This is a genomic window from Aquicella lusitana, assembly GCF_902459475.1.
GTDB lineage: Bacteria > Pseudomonadota > Gammaproteobacteria > DSM-16500 > DSM-16500 > Aquicella > Aquicella lusitana.
In genome coordinates this window covers 1784836-1807235 of the sequence record NZ_LR699114.1, presented here as the reverse complement: position 1 = coordinate 1807235, position 22400 = coordinate 1784836, and the positions used below count along the sequence as shown (strand labels likewise).

Annotated in this window: 23 protein-coding genes and 1 tRNA gene; 12 read left to right on the top strand and 12 right to left on the bottom strand. The window is 44.7% G+C overall.

Annotation, left to right across the window (positions count from 1 at the left end):
- Positions 1-2: 2 nt before the first annotated feature.
- Entirely contained in the window at positions 3-542 is a 540-nt protein-coding gene (locus AQUSIP_RS08410) for a peroxiredoxin (RefSeq protein ID WP_114833484.1), read from the bottom strand.
- A 142-nt stretch (positions 543-684) separates the two neighbouring features.
- Between AQUSIP_RS08410 and erpA the strand changes: the two genes are divergently transcribed.
- Positions 685-1083: an iron-sulfur cluster insertion protein ErpA gene (erpA, locus tag AQUSIP_RS08405; protein WP_147277455.1), complete on the top strand. Its 399-nt coding sequence runs from the start codon at positions 685-687 to the stop codon at positions 1081-1083.
- A gap of 4 nt (positions 1084-1087) precedes the next feature.
- On the opposite strand, the gene AQUSIP_RS08400 is transcribed toward erpA, so the two are convergent.
- Both AQUSIP_RS08400 and AQUSIP_RS08395 read right to left on the bottom strand, forming a co-directional pair.
- Entirely contained in the window at positions 1088-1630 is a 543-nt protein-coding gene (locus tag AQUSIP_RS08400) for a TIGR00645 family protein (RefSeq protein ID WP_114833486.1), read from the bottom strand.
- 22 nt (positions 1631-1652) lie between these two features.
- Positions 1653-2891 carry an MFS transporter gene (locus AQUSIP_RS08395; RefSeq protein WP_114833487.1) on the bottom strand — a complete coding sequence of 413 codons (1239 nt, stop codon included), beginning with the start codon at positions 2889-2891 and terminating at the stop codon, positions 1653-1655.
- A gap of 268 nt (positions 2892-3159) precedes the next feature.
- Between AQUSIP_RS08395 and AQUSIP_RS08390 the strand changes: the two genes are divergently transcribed.
- From AQUSIP_RS08390 to AQUSIP_RS08370, 5 genes are all read left to right on the top strand, one after another.
- Positions 3160-4590, top strand: a complete 1431-nt coding sequence (locus tag AQUSIP_RS08390) for an FAD/NAD(P)-binding protein (protein WP_114833488.1) — start codon at positions 3160-3162, stop codon at positions 4588-4590.
- Between the two features lie 144 nt (positions 4591-4734).
- Positions 4735-6450, top strand: a complete 1716-nt coding sequence (locus AQUSIP_RS08385; RefSeq protein WP_114833489.1) for a bifunctional sulfate adenylyltransferase/adenylylsulfate kinase — start codon at positions 4735-4737, stop codon at positions 6448-6450.
- Entirely contained in the window at positions 6447-7499 is a 1053-nt protein-coding gene (locus AQUSIP_RS08380) for a sulfotransferase family protein (RefSeq protein ID WP_114833490.1), read from the top strand. The genes AQUSIP_RS08385 and AQUSIP_RS08380 overlap by 4 nt, the downstream gene beginning before the upstream one ends.
- Positions 7492-8262 carry a 3'(2'),5'-bisphosphate nucleotidase CysQ gene (locus tag AQUSIP_RS08375; RefSeq protein WP_114833491.1) on the top strand — a complete coding sequence of 257 codons (771 nt, stop codon included), beginning with the start codon at positions 7492-7494 and terminating at the stop codon, positions 8260-8262. The genes AQUSIP_RS08380 and AQUSIP_RS08375 overlap by 8 nt, the downstream gene beginning before the upstream one ends.
- A gap of 1 nt (position 8263) precedes the next feature.
- Complete coding sequence (locus tag AQUSIP_RS08370) at positions 8264-8713, top strand: hypothetical protein (RefSeq protein WP_114833492.1); 450 nt, start codon at positions 8264-8266, stop codon at positions 8711-8713.
- A 17-nt stretch (positions 8714-8730) separates the two neighbouring features.
- On the opposite strand, the gene AQUSIP_RS08365 is transcribed toward AQUSIP_RS08370, so the two are convergent.
- On the bottom strand, positions 8731-9789 hold the full coding sequence (locus tag AQUSIP_RS08365) for a nucleoside hydrolase (RefSeq protein ID WP_114833493.1): 1059 nt from the start codon (positions 9787-9789) through the stop codon (positions 8731-8733).
- A gap of 220 nt (positions 9790-10009) precedes the next feature.
- On the opposite strand from AQUSIP_RS08365, the gene AQUSIP_RS08360 reads away from it, so the two are divergent.
- Positions 10010-12022, top strand: a complete 2013-nt coding sequence (locus AQUSIP_RS08360) for a neutral/alkaline ceramidase (protein ID WP_114833494.1) — start codon at positions 10010-10012, stop codon at positions 12020-12022.
- A 49-nt stretch (positions 12023-12071) separates the two neighbouring features.
- Here AQUSIP_RS08360 and AQUSIP_RS08355 read toward each other — a convergent pair whose 3' ends face one another.
- Positions 12072-13271, bottom strand: a complete 1200-nt coding sequence (locus AQUSIP_RS08355) for a protein kinase domain-containing protein (RefSeq protein WP_114833495.1) — start codon at positions 13269-13271, stop codon at positions 12072-12074.
- Between the two features lie 169 nt (positions 13272-13440).
- On the opposite strand from AQUSIP_RS08355, the gene AQUSIP_RS08350 reads away from it, so the two are divergent.
- Positions 13441-14349 carry a glycoside hydrolase family 18 protein gene (locus tag AQUSIP_RS08350; protein ID WP_170131731.1) on the top strand — a complete coding sequence of 303 codons (909 nt, stop codon included), beginning with the start codon at positions 13441-13443 and terminating at the stop codon, positions 14347-14349.
- A 9-nt stretch (positions 14350-14358) separates the two neighbouring features.
- Here AQUSIP_RS08350 and AQUSIP_RS08345 read toward each other — a convergent pair whose 3' ends face one another.
- Positions 14359-14928, bottom strand: coding sequence for a synaptobrevin family protein (locus AQUSIP_RS08345; RefSeq protein WP_114833497.1), 570 nt, complete (start codon positions 14926-14928; stop codon positions 14359-14361).
- A gap of 79 nt (positions 14929-15007) precedes the next feature.
- Positions 15008-15394: a hypothetical protein gene (locus AQUSIP_RS08340; protein WP_114833498.1), complete on the bottom strand. Its 387-nt coding sequence runs from the start codon at positions 15392-15394 to the stop codon at positions 15008-15010.
- Between AQUSIP_RS08340 and AQUSIP_RS12370 the strand changes: the two genes are divergently transcribed.
- The 4 genes from AQUSIP_RS12370 (at position 15378) to AQUSIP_RS08325 (ending at position 19318) form a co-directional block, all read left to right on the top strand.
- The gene (locus AQUSIP_RS12370) at positions 15378-15524 is read left to right on the top strand and encodes a hypothetical protein (protein ID WP_170131732.1); all 147 of its coding nucleotides are present in this window, start codon (positions 15378-15380) and stop codon (positions 15522-15524) included. The two genes, AQUSIP_RS08340 and AQUSIP_RS12370, sit on opposite strands and share 17 nt — an antisense overlap.
- Positions 15525-15606: 82 nt before the next feature.
- Positions 15607-15987: a hypothetical protein gene (locus AQUSIP_RS08335; protein WP_114833499.1), complete on the top strand. Its 381-nt coding sequence runs from the start codon at positions 15607-15609 to the stop codon at positions 15985-15987.
- A 96-nt stretch (positions 15988-16083) separates the two neighbouring features.
- Positions 16084-17433 (top strand): protein-disulfide reductase DsbD, encoded by a 1350-nt coding sequence (gene dsbD, locus AQUSIP_RS08330; RefSeq protein ID WP_170131733.1) that lies wholly within the window; start codon positions 16084-16086, stop codon positions 17431-17433.
- A gap of 190 nt (positions 17434-17623) precedes the next feature.
- Entirely contained in the window at positions 17624-19318 is a 1695-nt protein-coding gene (locus AQUSIP_RS08325) for a protein kinase (RefSeq protein ID WP_114833501.1), read from the top strand.
- A gap of 109 nt (positions 19319-19427) precedes the next feature.
- On the opposite strand, the gene AQUSIP_RS08320 is transcribed toward AQUSIP_RS08325, so the two are convergent.
- The 5 genes from AQUSIP_RS08320 to hutG form a co-directional block, all read right to left on the bottom strand.
- Positions 19428-19500, bottom strand: a tRNA-Phe gene (locus tag AQUSIP_RS08320).
- 80 nt (positions 19501-19580) lie between these two features.
- Positions 19581-19955, bottom strand: a complete 375-nt coding sequence (locus AQUSIP_RS08315) for a hypothetical protein (RefSeq protein WP_114833502.1) — start codon at positions 19953-19955, stop codon at positions 19581-19583.
- A 92-nt stretch (positions 19956-20047) separates the two neighbouring features.
- Positions 20048-20317, bottom strand: a complete 270-nt coding sequence (locus tag AQUSIP_RS08310; protein ID WP_114833503.1) for an oxidative damage protection protein — start codon at positions 20315-20317, stop codon at positions 20048-20050.
- Complete coding sequence (mutY, locus tag AQUSIP_RS08305) at positions 20314-21393, bottom strand: A/G-specific adenine glycosylase (RefSeq protein ID WP_211310084.1); 1080 nt, start codon at positions 21391-21393, stop codon at positions 20314-20316. Before mutY ends, AQUSIP_RS08310 begins: the two co-directional genes overlap by 4 nt.
- A 4-nt stretch (positions 21394-21397) precedes the next feature.
- Positions 21398-22393, bottom strand: a complete 996-nt coding sequence (gene hutG / locus AQUSIP_RS08300; protein WP_114833504.1) for a formimidoylglutamase — start codon at positions 22391-22393, stop codon at positions 21398-21400.
- Positions 22394-22400: the final 7 nt, after the last annotated feature.

The window sequence follows — 22400 nt, the reverse complement described above, 5'->3', positions numbered from 1 at the left end:
CTTTATGCAACCACTAATGTGGCTTCGCCTTTTTGCCAGTTGCAGGGACACAGCTCGTCAGTCTGCAGCGCATCCAGTACGCGCAGCACTTCGCGCGGATTTCGTCCTACTTTGAGATCAGTGACCATCGTGAAGCGGATAATGCCTTCCGGGTCAACGATGAATACAGCCCGTTTAGCCACGCCTTCCTGTTGATCGAGAATGCCGAGCGCCGTTGAAAGCTCCCGCTTGAGATCGGATAGCATTGGAAAAGGCAGATCGCGTAATTCATCTTTTTGCTGTTTCCACGCAAGGTGTACAAACTCGGAGTCGGTACTGATGCCGAGCAGTTCTGTATCACGATCCGTAAAAGCTTCATACAGCTTGCCGAATTCGGCAATTTCTGTGGGACAAACAAAGGTGAAATCTTTGGGCCAGAAGAAGTATACTTGCCACTTGTTTGAAAAATCTTTGCGGCTTATGTCCACAAACGCATTTTTGATGTCGGTGGAAACCACGCCTTTTAAAGCATAATCTGGAAATCGGTCGCCTATATTTAACATTATTATTTCTCCTATAATGGGTATTCCGCTAAGATATAATAGCCCGGATGGTAAAACTATTTAATTGTTTTTATGGGATTAATAGTTTTTATTAATCTCTGAGGGCGCTTTAAAATTCTGGTATAATGCCCAAAACGAGGCCATGAACATGTCAGATCCATTAATTTTTACCGAAAATGCGGCAGCTAAAGTCTGGGAACTCATACAGGAAGAAGGCAATTTTAACCTCAAGTTGCGAGTCTATGTGACAGGTGGGGGGTGCTCTGGCTTTCAGTATGGTTTTACCTTTGATGAGGCTGTGCAGCCCGATGACACTGTCATTAGCAAGCCTGTCAAAACCCGGCAGACAGGGGACGATAAGAATGGGGAAGAAGGTGGTTCGGCGACAGTGCAGCTGTTGGTTGATCCGCTAAGCTTTCAGTATTTGGCGGGAGCGGAAATTGACTATAAAGAAGACATTGAAGGCGAGCAGTTTATTATCCGTAATCCTAACGCCAAAACGACTTGCGGATGCGGGTCATCCTTTACCGTAGAGGGGTAAGGATTTAACCATTTCCCGTGTCATGTTTGAGTGGAAAAGCCCGCTGGCGAGAAGTGATAATCAGCTTGTTTGTCAGGGCAATAGCGATTGCGGAGATCACCAGTGTCAGGTGAATAATGACTTGCCACATAACCGTCGCACTCTCTTTCTTGGCGGGATCAATGAACGTACTTAACAGATGAACAGAAGAGATGGTGACCAGCGCTAATGCCAGCTTAACTTTCATTGTGCCTGCGTTAACTTCATCCAGCCACTCAGGATGGTCAGGGTGCGCGCGTATATTCAATCGGGAAACAAAAATTTCGTAACCGCCTACAATGACCATGATCAGCAAATTGGCGATCATGACCATATCAATCAGATTCAGCGCTTGCAGCATGGTAGCTGTTTCAGTCATGTCATGTGCGGTGGCAATCAGATGGATCAATCCAACAGCGAATTCATAAACATAATAGGCCAGTACAACAATGAGCCCCAAATATAATGGCGCTTGCAGCCATCGGCTCCAAAAAATAAATTTGGCCATCGTGTTCATTGATGTATTCATAAATCCTTCCGTATTAATGCATTCAATGCGTGTCGGCGTCTGTCCGCCATGACACGTCATTATCACCCAACTGCTTTGATTCGCGCAAATAATTAAAAATAATCATGGAGAGCATGCCCCAGATGCCGCAGGCGATCCATAATCCTTGCGCGCCCGTTTTTTCCATCACGATAGCGCCAGCCCAAGGACCTAATAGTATACCGAGATTTGAACAAGTGCTGTAGAGCGACATGTAGCTTCCGCGATGGGCGGAGGGTGCGATGTCGGCGATATAACTGCTGGCTGCAGGATAGAGTATCATTTCACCGGCAGTCCAGATGACGGTTAGCAGAATGATATGCCATTCACGTGTCGCAAAATAAAGTCCGGCAAAGCCGGCAGTAATCAGCAGGCTGCCTAACAGAAAATTGATACGATAAGGCCAATTCATGGTGGCCACATTGAGCGGGAGTTCGCAGAAAACAATAATGAAGGTATTTAAAGTAAATAATAATCCATAAAAACTTAATGAGAAGCCCAAGTCGCGTTTCAGAAAGACAGCCAGTGTGGATTCATGCTGAAAGAAAACCATGGAGACCGGGATCATGCCGATGACAAACAGGCGTAATAGGGGGTCATATTTGAGCCAGCGAATGTTGAGGGAAAGCTTTTGTCTCGCGGCGGCATGTTTATCCAGCCAGCCTGAGTGTGCCAGGCCAGCAATCAGTATCAGGCTGGCCAGCAGATTGGCGAAGCCATTGGCTACATAGATCGCTGCAAAGGAATGGTAAGCGAGATAACCGCCCAGCGCAGGGCCAATACTCATTCCCAGATTAATAGTGAGCCGATAAAGCGAAAAAGTAAGCTTATGAATACCGGGTGCAGAAAGCTGGCTCACAAAGGTTTGCGAAGCCGGCCGGTAAAGACCATACAGGGTGCCCCAGATAAGGCACATAAACAAAATCGCTGAATACGTATGGGTTAGCGGGAAAAGTAGCAGGGTTAATCCGTTTGCGCACAAAGCGCCTATCATGACTCGCAGGGCGCCTGACTGATCAATCAGGCCGCCACTCACCATGCCCGCCACAAGCATGCTGCCGCTAAAGACAGCGAAGGCGATGGAAGCCTGAGAAAGACTGAATCCCAGATGCTGATTTAAATAGAGAACAAGAAAAACAATACCCATATTACCGATCTGGTTCATTAAGGTGGCGCTTAGGACGACCCAGAACGCAGAGGGAAAGGTTTTGATGTGCAAGAAAGCGGCGCGATAAAGATTCATAGTGAGAGTGTTAATTTTGCCCAGGTAATTCAGATAATAATAATATTTTGCCGATATGATATAGTCAAACTCTGTACACGACAAAATTTCTAACCGTTCACCCTTCGAGACGGCCGCTTCGCGGCCTCCTCAGGGTGAACGGTTAGAAATTTTGTCGTGTACAGAGATAGCCAAACCTGGTTTTTAAACAGGTCATTCCCAATGACTTTTTATTAACTGCATGGTACCTTAAGCGTTTTTAAGAAGTCCCTGCTGTTGATTCCAATGAATGACGGGCAGCAGATTTAATAGTATTAAATTAATTATTGGATATGATGGCTACATGGAGTTAAGTGAGCACAAGCCGGTTCATCGAATCGGTATCATTGGTGCAGGCTTTTCAGGAACGGCGGTCTCAGCGGCACTGCACCGTATAAACCGACACCCGCTGGAAGTTGTTTTATTTGAAAAGCGCGGCTGTTTTGGTGCTGGCGATGCCTATAGCACACCCTTTCCCTTTCATCTGCTGAATGTGCGCGCACAAGATATGAGCGTATTCGAGGATGAAAAAGAACACTTTGTTAACTGGCTTAATACCCACTCTGCGGCCACTCCCTTTTTGGATAGGACGCTTGCTTGCCACGAACAATTCGTGCCACGTTTTCTCTATGGAAGTTATCTAAAAGATTTGCTGATGCAGATTCAGGCGGATTCTGCTGTTACACGTCTGACATTATCGCCTCATGAAATCGTCGATATTGCTTATTCAGGGAGTCAGGCGGTACTGATTTCAAAAAATAATGAACGCATTCCAGTAGACAAAGTTGTATTGGCGTTGGGAAATAATTTGCCAGCTGCTTTTCCCTTTTCTGTTTCCGAAGAAGTTAATTGTATTCATAACCCCTGGGAATATACAGCGCCCCGGCGCATAGAAAAAAAGGATCCGGTGTTAATTGTGGGAACCGGATTAAGTATGATTGATGCTGTGTTAACGCTGTATCATCAGGACCATCAGGGGCCGATTTATGCCGTATCGCGTCATGGGTTGCTGCCGTTGTCACACTCAGATGTCAAAGTGCCTTATCTGCTGATGCAGGATCACTTGCCTCATCAGTTGCGCATGCTTTCAATGCATTTGCGTTCCAGAAGCAAAAATCATATTAATGAAGGCGGCGATTGGCGCTCAATAATTAATGCGCTGCGAGGCTATATTCCTGCATTGTGGGAAAGATCAAGTCTCGCGGACAAAAGCCGGTTTTTGCGACACCTACTGCCTTACTGGAACATCCATCGTCATCGCGTGCATAAGAAAGTAGCAGACTTGTTAATGCAGTTGCGCAATCGCGGCCAGTTAAAAATTTTGGCCGGACGTATTCTTGAAATAGAAAAAAGGATCGCAAAAATAAAATTGCGCCACAAAAATAATATATTACCGCTGGAAGTGAAATGGGTCATTAATTGTATGGGGCCATCCTTAAGCTCAATGCAGCAGCCGTTAGTGCAGTCGCTTCTCTCGCGCGGTATGGCATTAATGGACCCGCTTGATCTGGGGTTTGCCGTTTCATCAGTGGGTGCATTAAAGGAAACATCAGGCCATTTTTCTTCATCGCTTTATACCCTTGGGCCACCAGCAAGGGGCGCTGCCTGGGAATGCAGTGCGGTACCCGAGATACGGAAACAAAGCTTTCATCTTGCTAAACATTTACTCAACATGGATTAAAAAGAGATTGGCGAGAACTCGTTGAATAAACTATTTCATATCACCATGCTGCTAATTTAAGGAGAATTTGCTTAAATTTGAAAATTTGTCATTAAACATTCAATTAAACGCTCTTGATATTACCGGAACATTAAGGATAGTGATATGGAATCAACATTCATTTCTTCGCAACGGCATGCTGAAGCACCTGCCACTCTGCTCACACCTGAAAAAAAAATCGAATACAAATACCGTGCCCATGAACTACCCGCTTTAACACTATCTCATCGCCAGCTTTGTGATCTTGAATTAATTTTGAATGGCGGATTTGCGCCGCTTAGCGGATTTATGACCCGTGCGGATTATGAAAGCGTATTGAACAGAATGCGGCTTGCAGACGGAACGCTTTGGCCAATGCCGATTATGTTGGACGTTGATCCAGCGTTTGCTGAAACGATCAAGACAGGCGATGAGATTGCTTTGCGGGATGCGGAAGGCTTGCTGCTGGCGATTTTGCAGGTAGAAGATGTCTGGCAAGTGAATAAGCAACAAGAAGCGGAAGCGATATTTACTACTCAGGATGACAGTCATCCGGGAGTCTCCTATCTTTATCACCAAATGAAAAATGTTTATATAGGCGGAAAGCTGCTGGGTATTTCGCTGCCGCATCATTACGATTTTAGTTATCTGCGCCATACGCCGCAGGCCCTGCGCGAACTTTTTCATGCGCGCGGCTGGAAAAAAATAGTCGCGTTCCAGACACGCAATCCCATGCATCGCGCACATCAGGAATTGACTTTACGTGCAGCTCAACAGACGGGTGCAAACTTGCTTCTGCATCCTGTCGTAGGCATGACAAAACCAGGAGATATTGAATACTACACGCGTGTGCGTTGCTATGAGCATGTATTAAAAACCTATCCGGATAATGCTTTTTTAAGTTTATTGCCGTTGGCGATGCGCATGGGCGGCCCCAAAGAAGCCGTTTGGCATGCTATTATTCGCAAAAATTATGGTTGCACGCATTTTATCGTAGGGCGTGATCATGCGGGTCCTGGCAGGAACAAGGACGGTGAAAACTTTTATGACCCTTATGCGGCGCAAGATCTCGCGCTCACTCATCAGAAAGAAATTGGTATTGAAATTGTTCCTTTTCAAGAAATGGTCTATAGCCATAAGCAATCTCGTTATTTTCCTATTGATCAATTTCCTGAAGATGAAACACCTGCTGCTATTTCCGGGACTGAATTACGCGAAAGGCTGCATAAAAACTTGGAAATTCCCGAGTGGTTTTCTTATCCAACGGTAATTAATGAATTGCGAAAAGCATATCCTCCTCGACATAAACAGGGATTTACTATTTTTTTAACCGGTCTTCCCAGTTCGGGAAAATCGACCTTGGCGAATGCGCTTTCGTTAAGACTGCGCGAAATGGTAGACAGACAGATCTCTGTGCTGGACGGCGATGTGATTCGAACACATTTATCTCGCGGCCTTGGTTTTAGTCAGGAAGATCGGGAAGCAAATATCACGCGTGTCGGTTTTGTGGCAAAAGAAATTACAAAGCATGGTGGTATTGCCATTTGCGCGTTGGTCGCGCCGTTTGCCAGGGCACGCGAAATGGTGCGACAAATGATCAGCGAAGTAGGTGGTTTTATCGAAGTCTATGTTGCGACGCCGCTTGCAATCTGCGAAGAACGTGATCGTAAAGGATTATACAAAAAAGCGCGAGAAGGGGTGATTAAACAGTTTACTGGGATTAGCGATCCTTACGAATCGCCTGTTGCACCTGAAATCGCGATTGACACGGCACATGTTCATCCTGAGGCCATGATTGACATCTTGGTTAAGCAGATTAAGTTGCTGGGATACATCCAATGAATGGCGAGCAGGTGAATAAGCAAAAAAAAAACCTTTATATTGTAGTGGGAATGCCTAGAAGCGGTACCAGTGCGATTACGCGGGGATTAAAAGCATTGGGCATTGACCTCGGCGATAATTTTGGTTCGGGAAATAACAAATGGAATCCCACTGGATTTTGGGAAGATAAGGATATCGTTTATAAAATTAATCGTGGTGTATCTTTTGCGCTGAATGATAACTGGATGAGCGTGCATTTGATTGACGATCAATGCCGCAATAATCCTGTACTTAGTGATTTGAAGCTATCCGCCACCCATATTCTGCAAAAGCGTTTGGCATCAACTTCATCTTGGGGTTTCAAGGATCCGCGTACTTCGCGGGTTCTCCCTTTCTGGCAGGAAGTGTTTGCGGAGCTGCATTTGAGTGATAATTATATTATCGCTTTGCGAAATCCATTAGCTTGTGCCTCGTCATGGCGCCGCTTGAGTGGCGCTGATATAGAGATAGGACTGTTGTTATGGCTTATTCATCTCATTCCTGTCATTAATTGCACGCATGGTAGAAATCGCCTGATGGTCAGTTATGATCTCCTTATGCAAAACCCGCGCCAGCAGCTTGCGCGTATCAAGGACAAGCTGGGCATTCAATCAAAGGTTGATCCGTCCGATATGGATCAATATGCCAATTATTATCTGGATAAAAAATTGTCGCACTATGAATACAGTGAAGAGGATTTAAAATCACACCCCGCTGTGGCGATTGCACCTATCTGTGCCCATTTGTATGAGCTGTTTATGAAGCTTGCCAAAGATGAAATAGCATTTGAGAGCGAAGCTTTTTCATCAACTTGGCAGACACTTAAGGCTGAATTTGATAAAGTATATCCGGGTTTTGCTTATATCAACAGCTTGCTTAAAAAAAACAAGCAGCTTGAGCGTAAACTTCGAACGATTGAACGGTCAGTGCCCTGGAAGCTGATCTATCCTTTGCGAGTATTGGACGACGCTTTGCGCGCGCTAAGAAGAAAAACCAGAGAACAAAGAAGGTTAATTAAATCATATGACTAATGAATTAAAAGCGTTGCGGGAAGCAGTTTTAGAAGCAGGTGAGGCAATATTGGGCCTGCAAAAAACCGGCTTTACGGTCGCAAAAAAAGCAAATAATGACATTGTTACCAAGGCGGATCTGCTGGCCAATGAGATTCTGAAAACGCAATTATGCGGTCAATTTCCCGCTATCGGTTGGCTTTCCGAAGAGAGCGTCGATGATTCTTCGCGGCTGGAATGCGAGCGTGTATGGGTGGTCGATCCTATTGATGGTACAAAGGAATACGCTTACGGCATTCCTGAATATGCCATTTCCGTCGCGCTGGTTGAAAAAGGTAAACCTGTTTTGTCAGCTGTTTTCAATCCGGCTACCAATGAATTTTTTCATGCCATCAAAAATGAAGGCGCATGGTTAAATAATCAGAAAATAGTTTGCACGCCAGATGTTACCTCAAATCCATTCTTGTTACTGGCAAGTCGATCCGAATATAAGCGTGGTGAATGGGAGCGATTCCAGCAACATCAAATCAAACAAGTAGGCTCTATTGCTTATAAGCTGGCATTGATTGCCGCGGGACAAGGAGATGCAACTTGGAGTCTGGGCCCCAAAAATGAATGGGATATTGCCGCCGGTGTTTTGCTTGTGCAGGAGGCACAAGGCAGGGTGACGGACAAGAAAAAGGGAGAATTCATTTTTAATCGTCATGAGGTAAAAGTGGATGGTATCATTGCCGCTGCTGCTACCGCTTATGAGCGTATATTTGCTTTGAGTGAAGGAGGTTAGCGTGAAGCGTATCGTGGCAGGAATTTTATTTTTGGTGCTTTTGCCTGCTACGGCTTTCTGTGACTACCGATCGGTGACGTGGAAAGGAACCTATTATCAAACTATCCCAAATAAAAAAAATGTGACGCAGGGTTATTGTAATGAGCATTTGCCGGGCACTTTTATTCACACAGTGAGTCGCGCGCTTGCCCATCCGATGAAAACAGATCGTGGAATCAAACTAAGCAATGCCTCTTTTCATCTCCGCAAGCAGCAGGGTATTTATTTTATTGATGGGGATTTTTGGGCAAGCAAGGCGACGGTTGGCAAAAAATGGCAAGATCATATTTATTATCGCCTCTATAAGCTGACTGAATACGGCGAAACAAGAGGGGTATGGTTTAGTCGCGAGTGTAAGGGCCTTTATGTTGGTAAGGTGCTGGATACAAGGCTTGCTTCGAAGCAGGCGTAACCAGTCGATTACCCATTTTAAGATAATCTTTTTTCAAAAGAATGAGCCTGTTGAAAGGAATCCATTTTGACTTCCGGCGGTATTTGAAAAAGATTAGTTGGCGTTGTCTTGCTTTGTGCATGGATAAGATTGGATTTAATCTCGCTAATGAGTTGTCCCAGTATCAAATGCGCTTGAGGTATCTCAACCGCAACCTGAATCAGGGAGGCTCCATGGCTGTTTTCAGCCACGGGTTTCGTCTGGGCGTTTTTAAGATCCATAGCGATTGCCATGGTTTTCGTGATGGCGAGCTGCGGGTCAACACAAATCATGGCTGCCAAGGGATCCCAAAGATAAAATTCCTTAAGAAATAATTCCATCCCATAATTATCTACTATCACTTTGAGCAACTGGTAAATAAGTTTTAACCCAGCGTGAAGTTGATGGCTCAAGGAATCATAAAACGCTTTTGTCATTGGCACCTGGTTTGTAGCATCGAGAGGCACGAGGGTAACCGGTATTTTGGAGGAGAAGACGATATCTGCCGCTTTGGGATCGGCATAGATGTTCCATTCGGCCACAATATTGTCTGATGTGGGGTCGAGCGCTTTTATATTGCCATGGACATTGACAGCGCCGCCCATGATCACAATTTTTTCTATGTTGTCTTTTAGATATGGATATTGTTCGATGAATTGAGCAATATTGGTTAAAGGGCCCGTCGCCAAAATAGTGACTTTTTCACTGCTAGATTCGAGCACAGTTTTGATTAGTTCAACAGCGGAATCATTAATAGGCGGGTTAGGATGTTTGGGGACATCTTTGTCTTTAAAAAGATTGTCCATTAGATTGCGCAAAACATCTGGAAAAGGTTTTCCTGAAGCGTCGCAGGGTTTCTCATTGCCATAGGCAATGGGAATATTGGGTTTGCCAAGCATATAACAGAGATCGGCGATATTCCTTGCGCCATCAGGCCCATGCGCTTCACCGGTGCCAGCGATAGTAACCGCCTCAAGTGTGACATCCGGATGACTGGCAAGATAAATTAACGCGGTTACGTCATCGGATGATGCGTCGTTATCATAAATGATTTTCATGGATGTCTTTCCTTGGACTCAAACGTTGTTTCGTGGCAGGTTCACGATTTTTTGCGCGCCTATTATTCAGCTTATGCAGGCGGATGACAAGATCTGTTTTCAGCAAACTTGGGAGTGTCCGTTTCCTTTTCGTGAAATTATGCTGGAATTCAGCCGACTTCAAAGCGTATAGTTGTCCCTTTTCAGGACTCACGAACCTTTGCCACAGGAGATTGGCGTCATGACTGTTCTGCGTTATCGTTCTAAACGATGTTTGCTCTCAATTGCATTGACACTCACTTTTTTCTCTTCCACCGCTTTTGCAGTAAACAAGTGCGAAGATAATAATACTTTTAATGTCGGCGCCGGCATTTATGATGTGACAGGACCTGCTGCTGAAGAAGGCATGATGGGTTATGGCATGATACAGCAGAAAACGGCGGGTATTCTTCAACGTTTATGGGCACGTGCATTTGTGATTGAATCACCCTGCAACAGCAAGCGCGTAGTATTTGTGAATGCGGATCTAGGTCAGGTTTTTCAGGGCATCAAAGAACATGTGGTCATGAAGCTCAGGGAAAAATATGGTGACCGCTATAGCGACAGCAACGTACTGATAACAGCTACCCATACGCATAGCGGGCCCGGCGGTTTTTCTACCTATGCTTTTTATAACCTTACCACCTTGGGTTTTAGCCGCGAAAATTTTGACGCTATTGTGAACGGCATCGTAACGGCTATCGAACGCGCGCAAAATAACATGGCTAAGGCGCATATCCGGATAGCGAAAGGGTCCTTGCCCGGTATCAGTTATAACCGTTCACCGCAATCTTATCTGCTTAATCCGCAACAGGAACGTGCGCGCTATCAGGGTGATACGGACACTGAAATGACATTGATTCGATTCGATGGTGTGGACGGGAAATCCATCGGTACTATTAATTGGTTTCCCATTCATGGCGTTTCCATGAATAACAAAAATCATTTAATTAGCAGTGATAATAAAGGCTATGCCGAATATCTTTTTGAAAAAGATTTTGGTTCAGACAAAAGTCCAGGGACTTTTGTGGCGGCATTTGCACAAGCGAACGCAGGCGATGTTTCACCCAATCCGTACGGGCATGAAGGAGGCGAAGGCTTGCAGGGGTTGTTGGCAATAGAAAAAGCAGGCAAGCCGCAATATGAAAAAGCAAAGCAATTGTTCCATGCGGCAGGGGAGCAGATAACGGGGGATGTCGATTATCGGCATACTTTTGTGGCCATGGACAAGGTAAGCATCGTTCCGCAATATACAAACGGCAAACCGCAGACGACCTGTACGGCAGCTATTGGTGTTTCCATGCTGGCTGGCACACAGGATGGAGAAGGTGTTGGCAAGCAGGGCATTAGTTGCGAAAACATTGGTAATGTCATTCCTGGCCTGGCGTGCGAACTGACCACCACCGCGTGTCAGGGTGTGAAACCGATTGCTGTTCAGACAGGCGCGATGAAGCCTTATCCATGGACACCCAACGTGCTTCCCCTGCAAATGATTAAAATTGGTAATCTGGTCATTGTGGCGGCGCCATTTGAATTAACAACCATGACAGGTCGCCGCATTCGCGAAACCGTTGCGCAGCAGCTGCCTGTGGGCCACCATGTTGTGCTTTCTGCTCTGTCAAATGCTTATGCGGGTTATGTTGCCACTTACGAAGAATACCAGTTGCAGCGTTACGAAGGAGCATCAACACATTTTGGTCCGTGGACACAGGCAGCCTTGCAACAGGAATTCGCGAAATTAACCAGGGCACTGGTTGCTCATGTTCCTGTTGACGCAGGGCCGCAGCCGCTTGATCTGCTGGATTCACAAACGAATCTGCAAACGGGCGTCGTGTTTGATGACAAACCAGTATCCAAATCATTCGGTGATGTTTCCGGGGATGTGAAATCCATTTATCATCCTGGAGATACTGTTCAGGCAATTTTTTGGGGTGGTCATCCAAAAAATAATTATCATACGCAGGATACTTTTCTGGCAATAGAGAGGTATGAGAATGGCCAATGGAAAACAATCAAAAAAGATGATGACTGGGATACCGAATACCATTGGGAACGTAGCGGCATTGCCAATTCTCTGATTACGATTGTCTGGCGTATTCCAAAAGAGACACCAAAAGGCGTATATCGAATCGCGCATTACGGCGACTGGAAATCAGGCTGGAGTGGAAAAGTTTATCCGTATATTGGACATTCGTCCGCTTTTACGGTGAGTTAATCTTTATATTAAGGGCCCTTTTTTGAGGGCCCTTTTTGATTTTATTAGTTTATGAGAACGTAGCTACGGTTTTAAGTTTTTTATCGCTCAGAAGTTCAAAGGCCGAAGCTAAATCCAACCGCGTGCTATCATTGGGGTCCATTAATCCGCGCACGGCTTTTAATGCAGTTTCTTGCTGCGGCGGTAGCAGCTTGGATGTAAATAAGTTTGATGCGGTTTGCGTTAGTAAAAGTTCGTTTTGCTCGAAATCATCAGACAGATAATCTTCTAGTTCCAGCCATTCTGCTAGTACGACACCCAACGCAAAAGTATCCGTTTTTTTATTGTAAACATACGTGCCGTCTTTGCTTTGGGCGATGATTTCAGGGGCAAGATGTTTGAATGTGCCGCGAATTTCTTTTGTAGAAGCTTGTTCATTCTCGTCCATATGTAGCGAAACATCAAAATCGATGATCTGTACTTCCATCGTTTCAAGATTTAAAACGATATTTTCGAGTTTGAGGTCGCAATGGATGATCTTGCTGTCACGATGTAAAGTCATGAGGGTTTCAATTACTTTTTTAGCGACTTCTACTTTTTCATTAAAGTTCAATTTAGCAACGCCCTGATCCATGGCGTCTTTCAAGCTTAATCCTGGCGCATAGGTTTTAATGATATAAAATGTTTTATTGAAAGAGCGATCGTCTACTTGCGCGACAAATTGCTTTGCTTTTATTAGTAATTTGATTTCATCCTGGATTTTTACTAATAGTTGGTCGTCGTCGTTGATTGTATATGCTTTCAGAATAAAATATTGCCCTGTATCAATGTTTTGAATCAAATAGGTGTTAAGAAGCGATGATTTATTTTCACCGACAGTTTTTGAATGAATGGCGCCATGTTCTACCGCATAGTAAGCCTCACCAGCTTTGATAATATCAAAGCTGGCTTGCAGAGTAGCTTTAGGAATATAGGAGAATGCGTTGGCGTTCAGCATCATCATGAGATCGACCATTTGTTTGGTTGATTCAACTAGTGCCTCGCCAATTAATCTGGGATTGTAACTGGTTTCAACCGTTTCTAAATTTGATTTTGCATCGACGTTCTCGGTTTTTTGCAGCTCGCCAGTTGTGTTGAGCGCACTTGTAGTCGGTGTGAAAAAACTATGATTCGCGGCTGATTTTTGTTTTTTTACGATATTTACAGTTTGCGATGATTTTTCGTCTTCGTTTTTTCTTTTAACTGTTTTTTGGTCGCCATTTCTAAGCATAATCGGTTAACCCCGTTCTCGTGTGTTTAATAATAATTATGAGCCTTATTTTACTTGTGTCGCCTTAACCTAAAATTAACAGGACACCAATCGCTTTTTATGTAGCTATTTGATTTTGTTAATAAAGTTATATAAGATGCGTTTCGTTGTTAACTTCGGAAGGATTCAAATGAAGAAATTACACAAATTATTGCTCTCTGCGCTTACATGGACGATCGTTACGTCCGCAGGGGCAGCTCCCTTCTCACCAGGATCAAAGCCCATTGTCGCCCAGTTTTTTGGGATATGGACTGAGCGCGGCCAGGTATGGGAGCAGAAATTCCGGACAGATACGCCATTCGATAAACTCAACAGGCTTTATATTGCATTCGGTAAAATCATTAAGACACCTGAAGGTCATTTTTCCATTGCATTTGATGGGCAAGTAGAACATGTTCAGGACATCATTGCGCGCATGAAAAGTGTTAACCCAGACGCGGAATTATTTCTTGCGGTTGGGGGCGACGGTGATAAAAATTCCTATGGTGGCGCGGCAAATGATCCGCAGTTCGCAGAGAATGTGCGGCAGTTTTTAGGCCGATATGGTTTTAATGGTTTTGATATTGACTGGGAAATGCGTTTGAATAAACAGGATCTGAACAATCTTGTGAAGCAACTTTACCCCACCTTGCATAGCTATGGTTATCGGTTAACGCTGGATGTCTGGCCTTATGTTTCTTTTGCCTATGATATGTCAGTTTTAAAAGATAATTTGGATCAAATTAATATCATGTCTTATGGCACAGGGCTTCATCTGGCAAGCATTACGGCTCAATATGAAAAAGCTGGATTTCCGCGCAGCAAAATTATTGGCGGCATTGAGACGGAGCGTGGCTATAATCAGTTTGGCGGCGTTACGGATACATTGGGGCCTAATGGGACAATCGCAGAGAAATCGCGATTTGCATTAACCGAGGGGTTGGCTGGCATGATGGAATGGCGTCTCGATAATGATTACACCACAACGGCAAATCCGAATTATCCAACTTATCAGGGTGCGCAAGCGCTCTGGCAATACATGACAAATCTAGCAGACTAAATAACAGCTTTACCAATAACGGCAGCAAGATCGCTGCCGTTCCGCGGCTTGTCTGAACTTGTTCGATGCTTCATTGAGCTTGATAACTTTAGGTTGCAGCTCTTCAAGCGCATTGCCGCGATCTAAAACCTTGCCCAGTACATCGAATAATTCTAGTTTTAATTCATCCAGATTTTGTTGCGTATGTGATATTAATAAATCTTTTCCCGTGAAGCCAAAAGGATTGATGATGACATTGTCTAAAGTCTGATTGATATTTTGATTGCGCATGTAAATATGGCGTATATTCGCAAATAAATAAGCGATTTCACTTTTTTCCAATTCTTTTCTGCTTGAAACTGCGATGGCGATGTTGTCCGCGCTCATTTTAATGTAGTGATATTCATTATCCACTTGAGAACAGTAAAAGCGGTCGGTTGCCAAAGAGCCAGCCAGTTTTAGAAACGATTGTTTTTCAATTTTTTCAAGCTGGTTTCTTTGAAAGAAATAGCTTTTGTCTGCCTGGGCAAACATGATTTTCTGAAATACAAACGGCTTTGAGTACGGGTCGATTTGATAGATTCCGATAGCGGTTAACATATTCACCACCTTTATTTGTTTTAAGGCTTAAAAATGACTATAGTCAATTTGATTTGTGAAGGCAACGGGTCAATAAATTTTATTGGTTAGCTGGTGGGCTTAAAGCTGACACCCAGTAAAGTCTGCCCGTAGGCATGTAATCGCATAAAATTTTATGCGGAATATCGACAGGCTGCGGTTCTTTAATGATAAGTGGCGATTGATCAAAATAAGCTTGCCCTTGCTTGAGTGCTTCCGCAGGTGTTTTTGCATCAGGCAAAAACGTGCCAAATCCGACATTCCATTCTTTGCCGGCATGGCGGAAAACATGAGAGATAAAATCCCAGCAGGTAGGGTCATAAGGATTTTGCATGGCTTTTATCAGCTTGACACGCTTGATTTGACTTTCTGATGGGCAGGTTAAATTTTCTGCAAAAACAGGGGGCATTAATAAGAGCAGGAGAAATAAAATGAATAATTTTTTCATGGTAGAGATTCCTTTGGTTTTCAAAGCGCAGGGATGGCAAGAGGGTGTAATGCTGGTAGATGCTGGTCTTTTTAAACTAGCAGCATTGGCTTTACATATAACGTATAAAATTATTGATTTCAATATGTAATAGAGGTTCCCCTTGCGGGTTGCGGTAACTTGTGTGTCAAGGATCTTTCTGTTAGATTGGTAAAGGTATGTACTGACAAAAAATGAATAAGGTTATCGTGGTACTGTCTCGAATTAAAAAGCAAACATTTTCAATTGTGATGCTGGCCTTGCTGTTGCCGCTGCTGTCGGCGCAGTTTATTAGTAGCGCATTTGCACCGTACGCAAATCATCCCGTTCGCACCGATCACTCTGCTGGCGTAGCGATCCAAGCTAGAGCCACTTGCCCGCAGCAAAAAAATGCGCAGACCCAGTCGCCCAAACCTTGTCAGGCATTCAAGTTGCAATTTTACATTCTTCCTGATTTTCTCCAATTCTTTCAATCGCTGTCAGGAAGGATCCAGCTGCTTTATCTCCTGGGGCTGCTTGCCATGAGCCCTATCCGGCGTATATTCAGACCACCTAAATTTCAGTTTGCTTTTTAAATAACGCTTGCTTCAATCTGTTTTTACATTTGGCGTAACCGTAGAAAAGGTTGGGGCAGTGAAATATATAATGCATTCTATATTATGAGGTGGAACATGAAATTTCGACTATTTTTTATGATAACTGCAATCCTCTTTTGCGCTTCTGCTTATGCAGAACCTGCGGCAGTGATTAATCAAAATCATCTTTTACTTACCCTGACGGGTTTTTTTGGCGTGGGAATTCTGCTCGCTTTTACGCCTTGTGTCCTTCCAATGGTACCTATCCTGTCTGCTATTTTAATCGGACAAGAAAAAATCAGCACGCTGCGTGCACTAAAACTGTCCTCCATCTATGTGCTGTCAATGGCGTTGACCTATGCTGTCGCTGGCATGCTGGCGGGTTACATGGGGAGCACAGTGCAAACAGCGATGCAAACACCTTGGATTATTCTTAGTTTTAGTTTGGTGTTTGTGATAATGGCATTATCCATGTTTGATTTATTTAGCGTTGCCATGCCGCGTGCTTTGCAAAACTATGTTCAAGGTGTCAGTCAGCGCCAGAAGGGCGGTTCCGGATTAAGTGTGGCAGGCATGGGTGTGTTGTCAACTCTGATCGCGTCGCCGTGCATCACGCCACCGTTGATTTCCGTGCTAACTTACATTGGGCAAACGGGAAAGAGTTTGCAGGGCGGACTTATTCTCTTTGTGCTGGCATTAGGCATGGGCATGCCGCTTATTCTTTTCGGTGTCAGCCAGGGTGCATTATTGCCAAAGGCTGGTGCATGGATGAATACGATCAAACACGCGTTTGGATTGATGATGCTAGGCCTTGCCGTCTGGATTGCTTCCCGTATATTACCTGGCGCAGTCACGCTGTTTTTGTGGGCATCATTGGTGATTTTTGGTGCGGTTCTATTTGGCGCATTGGATTTTCATTCTGAAAAGCGGTTGCCATTACTGCGCGGATTAAGCGTGGTTGCCTTGATTTATGGCGTTGTCATGATGGTGGGCGCAGCAAGCGGACATGATAATGTGCTGCAACCGTTGTATCCCTTAACGAATGCGAATGCCAAAAATAAGCTGGTGACGGCGGATAAATTATTTTCAACCGTAACGACATTATCTGAAGTCAATCAGCGTTTGCGATTCGCCAAGACGGAACAAAAGCCTGTATTAATGGAGTTTTACGCTTCCTGGTGCCCATCCTGTAAGGCGCTTGATCGGAACGTGTTTTCTGATGAGCAAGTGCAACAACGCATGAGGGGTTTTGAAACCATTCGTGTTGATATAACTGATCAAAGCATGGATGCAATGAAGTTGATAAAACATTTTAACGTTTATGGTACGCCAACGCTGATTTTTTATGACAAGCAGGGGCGGGAAATAAAAACCGATCTGTTTGCAGAAGGGATAACGACACAATCCTTGCTTCAGATCCTCGAAAATGTAGAGCGTGCGAGTTAAAAAAACAATTTCCTGGAAAGTGCAAGGCACTTTCCAGGATTGGTTTTGTAAAGAAAACTATTAACACATTATTTTTAGAATTTAACTAGACGCAGTGAAAGAGTTTCGGTTTGCCTTATTAGTCACTTAATATTCACTTAATATTTGATTCATATAATTTAAGCCCTCAAGGCTAACTTAGGCATTCATCATGTTCCGCAAAGATCGTAAAAAATCCAACACAATACAGGCTATTGATACGCATAATAAAACCAAAACGGGGCAACTTACAAAATTAAGGGATGTGCCTAAGCAACAGGCGGACAACCCCAGGGGTTCCGCTGTGTTTTTACCTGTCCCTAGTCGCAATGTCAGAGTGATGAATGTAATCGGCAAAGGCAATTTCGGCGAAGTGCGAAGCGGAATAATTGTAGGAGTGGAGGATGAAGATCTTGGGTCTTCCGTTGCGATGAAATACAGTACCAAGCCAAATGAAAATTACGATGAAAAGGAAGTGCTTACCAGCGTCAGCATCAAAAAAAGAAATGAAGATTTTCTTCGCAAGAGCAGTAGCAGTTATGCGGTGAGTGATGCAAAAAAAGAAATTGTCATTCCCACTCCCATTAAAATCATTGATGAGGAGGCTAACAAAAAAACCTATACACTTGCGTGCCCTTTAGCGGAACATGGGGACTTAAAAGATTTTCTCTATCACCTCGGCCATGACCAATCCAAAATAAAAGATAAACGCATTGTTGAAGCATTCCGGGCAGATCCAGCAGGTGTGCTGCTGGTATTTTGCGCCAAGATGAGACAGGCATTGAGTGCGTTTCATAAATACGAATTTATCCATGCCGATGTCGCGACGAGAAACTTTCTTGTATTTTCATTCAAGAATGAAGATTTTAAATGGGATGAAAACGGAAAAATCATTGGATTAAAACTGGATTCAAAAAATGGCTTTATCAGAATCAGCGATTTGGGGTTGGCTCAGGATCTTCGCAATAGCCTGCAGGGACTTGATAGCAAGATTGTAGTGAATTCTGACTTGGCCATTAGATGGTTGGATGATGATGCAATAAAAAAACATGAATTATCCATCATGTCAGATATGTATGCATTTAGATGTACTATTGTTACTATGCTGGGACTGATAATGGGCGTGCCCGGAGAAGCAAGCCTCTTAACTATTTCAGGCGACATAACAGAACGACTGAATGATTTTTTACCCAAGCGGGTTCGGCTTGATAATAGAGCGACGTTGCGCCAGTTCGTACACAATATAGAAGCGATTTGCATCAAGACAAAAACCGATTTACTGGAAAGGGATGCATTGTCTCAGGACGATATCGATAGAATCAAATTGGCGCATGCGTGCCTGGTATTTATTAATGCCTTTCGTTCCTATCTTGTTTCTGTTCCAGGTCTTGGTTCGCCTGATTATAAACCAACGGAGGCCATGGTCGATGATGGCTTGCGCTTTTATGAAGCCGCAATAAATCTAATTACAAAGCACGAGAAAAAGGATCAATACGCCATTGATGATACCTCTTTAAAAGCAAAGTGTGTGCGTGATAGTAAAAAAGAAATCGATACACCATCCATGGGTCCGTTGGAAGAAGAATCTAAGTATGTACTAATACGCGATGGTGATGTGCCGAAAACACAGACTTTAGGTACTGATTTTGACTCGACATATCCTGCTAAAAAAAGCGCGAGCGAATATTTGAAATCTGACCGGTTTACGGTGTGCAGAAAAGTCAAGGATGCATCTGAATCGGAAGACAACGAATATTTGACACTTGCACCATTGAATCTTTTCCCGCCCTGTCGGAATAAGGCGGCGCCGGAATCAAAAGAACGTACGGAACGCAGTTTTCCTTTCAATATAATTTCAAAAAGGTAATCATCCGGAAGCTCTTCCCCAAATGGGAAAGACCCCGTGTTAGGGTGCTGTGTTCGTAAATGGTGTGCCCCCTGAAATGGGAAAGACCCAAAGACCCGAGGCACTTTAATGGCCAGAGACGGGATCGAACCGCCGACACGAGGATTTTCAGTCCTCTGCTCTACCAACTGAGCTATCTGGCCAGTGTTGCGAGATGCCTATTAAACCGAGTGCAACGGTCTCAGTCAAGTAAAAAGTATGTTGGTATGTGGTTAAAAATTCACTAGGTTTTATCAAACTCCATCAGGTAATTAGTCGCATTATTTTGAGTAACCAGCACGCTTTCATCGCAAATCTGGGTAGATCCTTCCTTGCGGCACTGTTTCACCGGCTGGTCGATGGTGTGGTTGTGGATCTGTACCGTCGTGCGCGACTGCTGTTTGATAGAGCGTTCCAGCACGTTGACCAGGTTTTCCATGGGCTCGTTTTTGGCGCGAATTTCCTGTTGACGGGTATAAGAAGAAATAATTTGCTGCTGTTGTTCAGACGGAAGCTGTCGGAATTGCTCCTCGGGCATGCCAAAAAGGGAGGGCTCGCTTTTTTTGGACCAGCATCCGGAGAGTAATAATATGATTACAAATATAAAATACTTTTTCATGCCCTAAACCACTCCTTAGTTAGTTCTTATTTTTAAACGGAGCGGATTGTAGGATTTGTCTTTTGGGGAGTCAATTCAATCCGAGGGCTGATTTATTCTTTAGGAATAAAACCAGCGGGCTTTTCACTGCCAGAGCCAAATAAAAATTTTTCCATTTCCTGCATCAGAAAGGTGCGGGCCTTGGGATCGATCATGCTCAAACGGTATTCATTGATCAGCATGGTCTGATGATTCAACCACATCTGCCAGGCTTCACTCGAAATTTGCTCATAAATTTTTTGACCCATCGCGCCGGGTAAAGGCGGATGCATTAACCCTTCTGCTTCTTTATTCAACTTGGCGCAGTGAACTTTATGTGTCATGGCATCATCCTCAATATACGTTCAACCGGTTTAGGCAAGCCAAGCGGCTCGGGTTGATGGGGGTTATACCAAATTTGTGGCATTTCTTCCATTCCTTGCTGGCGGGCGCGCGCTGCCTTCGTTGCGATTTTTTTGACAGGAATAATGACCGGAAAAATATCCAGATGGTAATGGCTGAAAGTATGGCGGAAGGATTCAAGCGGTTGGTGATGAAACGTTGTCAGCTTGAACTGCCGCTGGCTAAAACGACGTATGCGCTCGAAGTCTGGCTTGCCTTCGATTTCCGGCATGCTCCAGAGGCTTCCCCAAATCCCCGTAGGCGGTCGTTTTTGCAGCAGAACGCAATTGTCTTGTTTAAACACAAGAAAAGTGGCAGTGCGCACAGGCAAGGCGCGCACAGCTTTCTTGATTGGCAGCACATCCACGATACCTTGCTGATGTGCTGAACAGTTTTTCATAAGCGGGCAGCGGCCGCACTGCGGCTTGCTGCGGGTGCAAAGGGTGGCCCCTAAATCCATTATGGCTTGCGTATAATCGGCAATCCGTTTCGCGGGTGTATGCTTTTCAGCCAGCTCCCACAGTTGGCTCTCCGTGCTTTTTTCGTTGACCGGTGTCGTTATGCCATGAAAGCGTGCCAGTACGCGTTTAACATTGCCATCCAGTATGGGCGCTCGATGATGAAACGCCAGCGCCAGAATGGCGCCTGCTGTGGACTGGCCGATGCCTGGCAAGGATTCTAAGGCAAGGGGTGTATCCGGAAATTGGCCCTTAAATTTTTCCATGATCGTTTTTGCCGCGCGATGCAAATTGCGTGCACGGCTGTAATAACCGAGGCCTGCCCAGAGGTGTAATACTTCATCTTCCTGTGCTTGTGCGAGTGAGCGAAGGTCGGGGAATTGCTGCATAAAACGTTCATAATAAGGAATCACGGTGTTGACCTGTGTCTGCTGCAGCATGATTTCAGAAATCCAGACTCGATAGGGCGTTTTATTCTGCTGCCAAGGTAGATGTTTGCGTCCGTAACGGTCAAACCAGCGTAATAAGGACGTTTGAAAAGTTTTTATAGGGGCGTTCACGCGATTACCATATTCGAGGATGTTTGCTGTGGTGATGAATAATTTCGTAAATCAGCGTAGCGGCCAGTTTCGCCGTGCGATGATCAATATCATAGCGCGGTACATGCTCGGCAATATCATAACTGATCATTTTGCCGGAATTGGCTGCCTGGCGAATAATGGGAATCACATGCCAGGGATTTAAGCCTAAGGGTTGAATCGTGCTGACACCGGGTGCGAAGGCGGGTGAAAATACATCCAGCGAGATGCTCATATAGACGATGTCATTTTCATCAATGACACGATCAACAAAGTCTATGCATTTCTCTTGCAAGCCCTGGTGCATTTCATCGGCCAGAATCAGTTTGACCTTGTATTGTTTGGCAATGTCAAAGGATTGTCTGATGTTGCCCACGTGCTGTATGCCGATACAGTTATAGTCAAAGTGGCGTTTTTCAGCCTGGTGTGCTTCGGCAATCTGGAAAAAAGAAGTGGTGGCGCTGCCGCGATGACTGGGTTGAAGAGGGTTTAAGTCGAAATGGGCGTCAAAGCTGATAATTCCCAGGCGTTTGGTCGCAGGGTAGACTTTGCTGATTCCCTGATAGTGGCCCCATGCGAGTTCATGGCCACCGCCGATGATGATGGGGCGTATGTTATGTTCCAATAGCATGGCCACCATGTCGGCTAGTGCTTGCTGGCTTGCTTCCAGGTCATGGTCGGTGCAAATGATATTGCCAGCATCGTAGCAGATAATCTCAGTGTTCTGCACCGGCAATTTTGCCAGGCGGTGTCGAATGGCGGTTGGCCCTTCAAAGGCGCCAGTGCGTCCCAGATCGCGTGCAACCCCTTCATCACACTTGAACCCGACAATAGCAAACGTTAACGCAGAAGCTTTTTCCAGTTTCTGCGTCAAGAGGTTAAGCGGTTGTATGTGCTGGTAAAAACAGGAATCATCCGGAATATCAACACGTCCCTGCCATATTGTCGGGTCAGGCGGTAAATAGCGGGATTCCCAATTCATGCGCGCG

Coding starts and splice junctions, on each gene's coding strand:
- AQUSIP_RS08385 (WP_114833489.1), top strand. CDS start 4,735: ATGGAATCAACATTCATTTCTTCGCAACGGCATGCTGAAGCACCTGCC.
- AQUSIP_RS08315 (WP_114833502.1), bottom strand. CDS start 19,955: ATGAAAAAGTATTTTATATTTGTAATCATATTATTACTCTCCGGATGC.
- AQUSIP_RS08335 (WP_114833499.1), top strand. CDS start 15,607: ATGAATAAGGTTATCGTGGTACTGTCTCGAATTAAAAAGCAAACATTT.
- AQUSIP_RS08350 (WP_170131731.1), top strand. CDS start 13,441: ATGAAGAAATTACACAAATTATTGCTCTCTGCGCTTACATGGACGATC.
- AQUSIP_RS08365 (WP_114833493.1), bottom strand. CDS start 9,789: ATGAAAATCATTTATGATAACGACGCATCATCCGATGACGTAACCGCG.
- AQUSIP_RS08375 (WP_114833491.1), top strand. CDS start 7,492: ATGACTAATGAATTAAAAGCGTTGCGGGAAGCAGTTTTAGAAGCAGGT.
- AQUSIP_RS08380 (WP_114833490.1), top strand. CDS start 6,447: ATGAATGGCGAGCAGGTGAATAAGCAAAAAAAAAACCTTTATATTGTA.
- AQUSIP_RS12370 (WP_170131732.1), top strand. CDS start 15,378: ATGAATAATTTTTTCATGGTAGAGATTCCTTTGGTTTTCAAAGCGCAG.
- AQUSIP_RS08360 (WP_114833494.1), top strand. CDS start 10,010: ATGACTGTTCTGCGTTATCGTTCTAAACGATGTTTGCTCTCAATTGCA.
- AQUSIP_RS08395 (WP_114833487.1), bottom strand. CDS start 2,891: ATGAATCTTTATCGCGCCGCTTTCTTGCACATCAAAACCTTTCCCTCT.
- AQUSIP_RS08345 (WP_114833497.1), bottom strand. CDS start 14,928: ATGTTAACCGCTATCGGAATCTATCAAATCGACCCGTACTCAAAGCCG.
- AQUSIP_RS08325 (WP_114833501.1), top strand. CDS start 17,624: ATGTTCCGCAAAGATCGTAAAAAATCCAACACAATACAGGCTATTGAT.
- AQUSIP_RS08410 (WP_114833484.1), bottom strand. CDS start 542: ATGTTAAATATAGGCGACCGATTTCCAGATTATGCTTTAAAAGGCGTG.
- AQUSIP_RS08390 (WP_114833488.1), top strand. CDS start 3,160: ATGACGGGCAGCAGATTTAATAGTATTAAATTAATTATTGGATATGAT.
- AQUSIP_RS08310 (WP_114833503.1), bottom strand. CDS start 20,317: ATGACACATAAAGTTCACTGCGCCAAGTTGAATAAAGAAGCAGAAGGG.
- hutG (WP_114833504.1), bottom strand. CDS start 22,393: ATGAATTGGGAATCCCGCTATTTACCGCCTGACCCGACAATATGGCAG.
- AQUSIP_RS08355 (WP_114833495.1), bottom strand. CDS start 13,271: ATGCTTAGAAATGGCGACCAAAAAACAGTTAAAAGAAAAAACGAAGAC.
- AQUSIP_RS08340 (WP_114833498.1), bottom strand. CDS start 15,394: ATGAAAAAATTATTCATTTTATTTCTCCTGCTCTTATTAATGCCCCCT.
- AQUSIP_RS08400 (WP_114833486.1), bottom strand. CDS start 1,630: ATGAATACATCAATGAACACGATGGCCAAATTTATTTTTTGGAGCCGA.
- dsbD (WP_170131733.1), top strand. CDS start 16,084: ATGAAATTTCGACTATTTTTTATGATAACTGCAATCCTCTTTTGCGCT.
- erpA (WP_147277455.1), top strand. CDS start 685: ATGAACATGTCAGATCCATTAATTTTTACCGAAAATGCGGCAGCTAAA.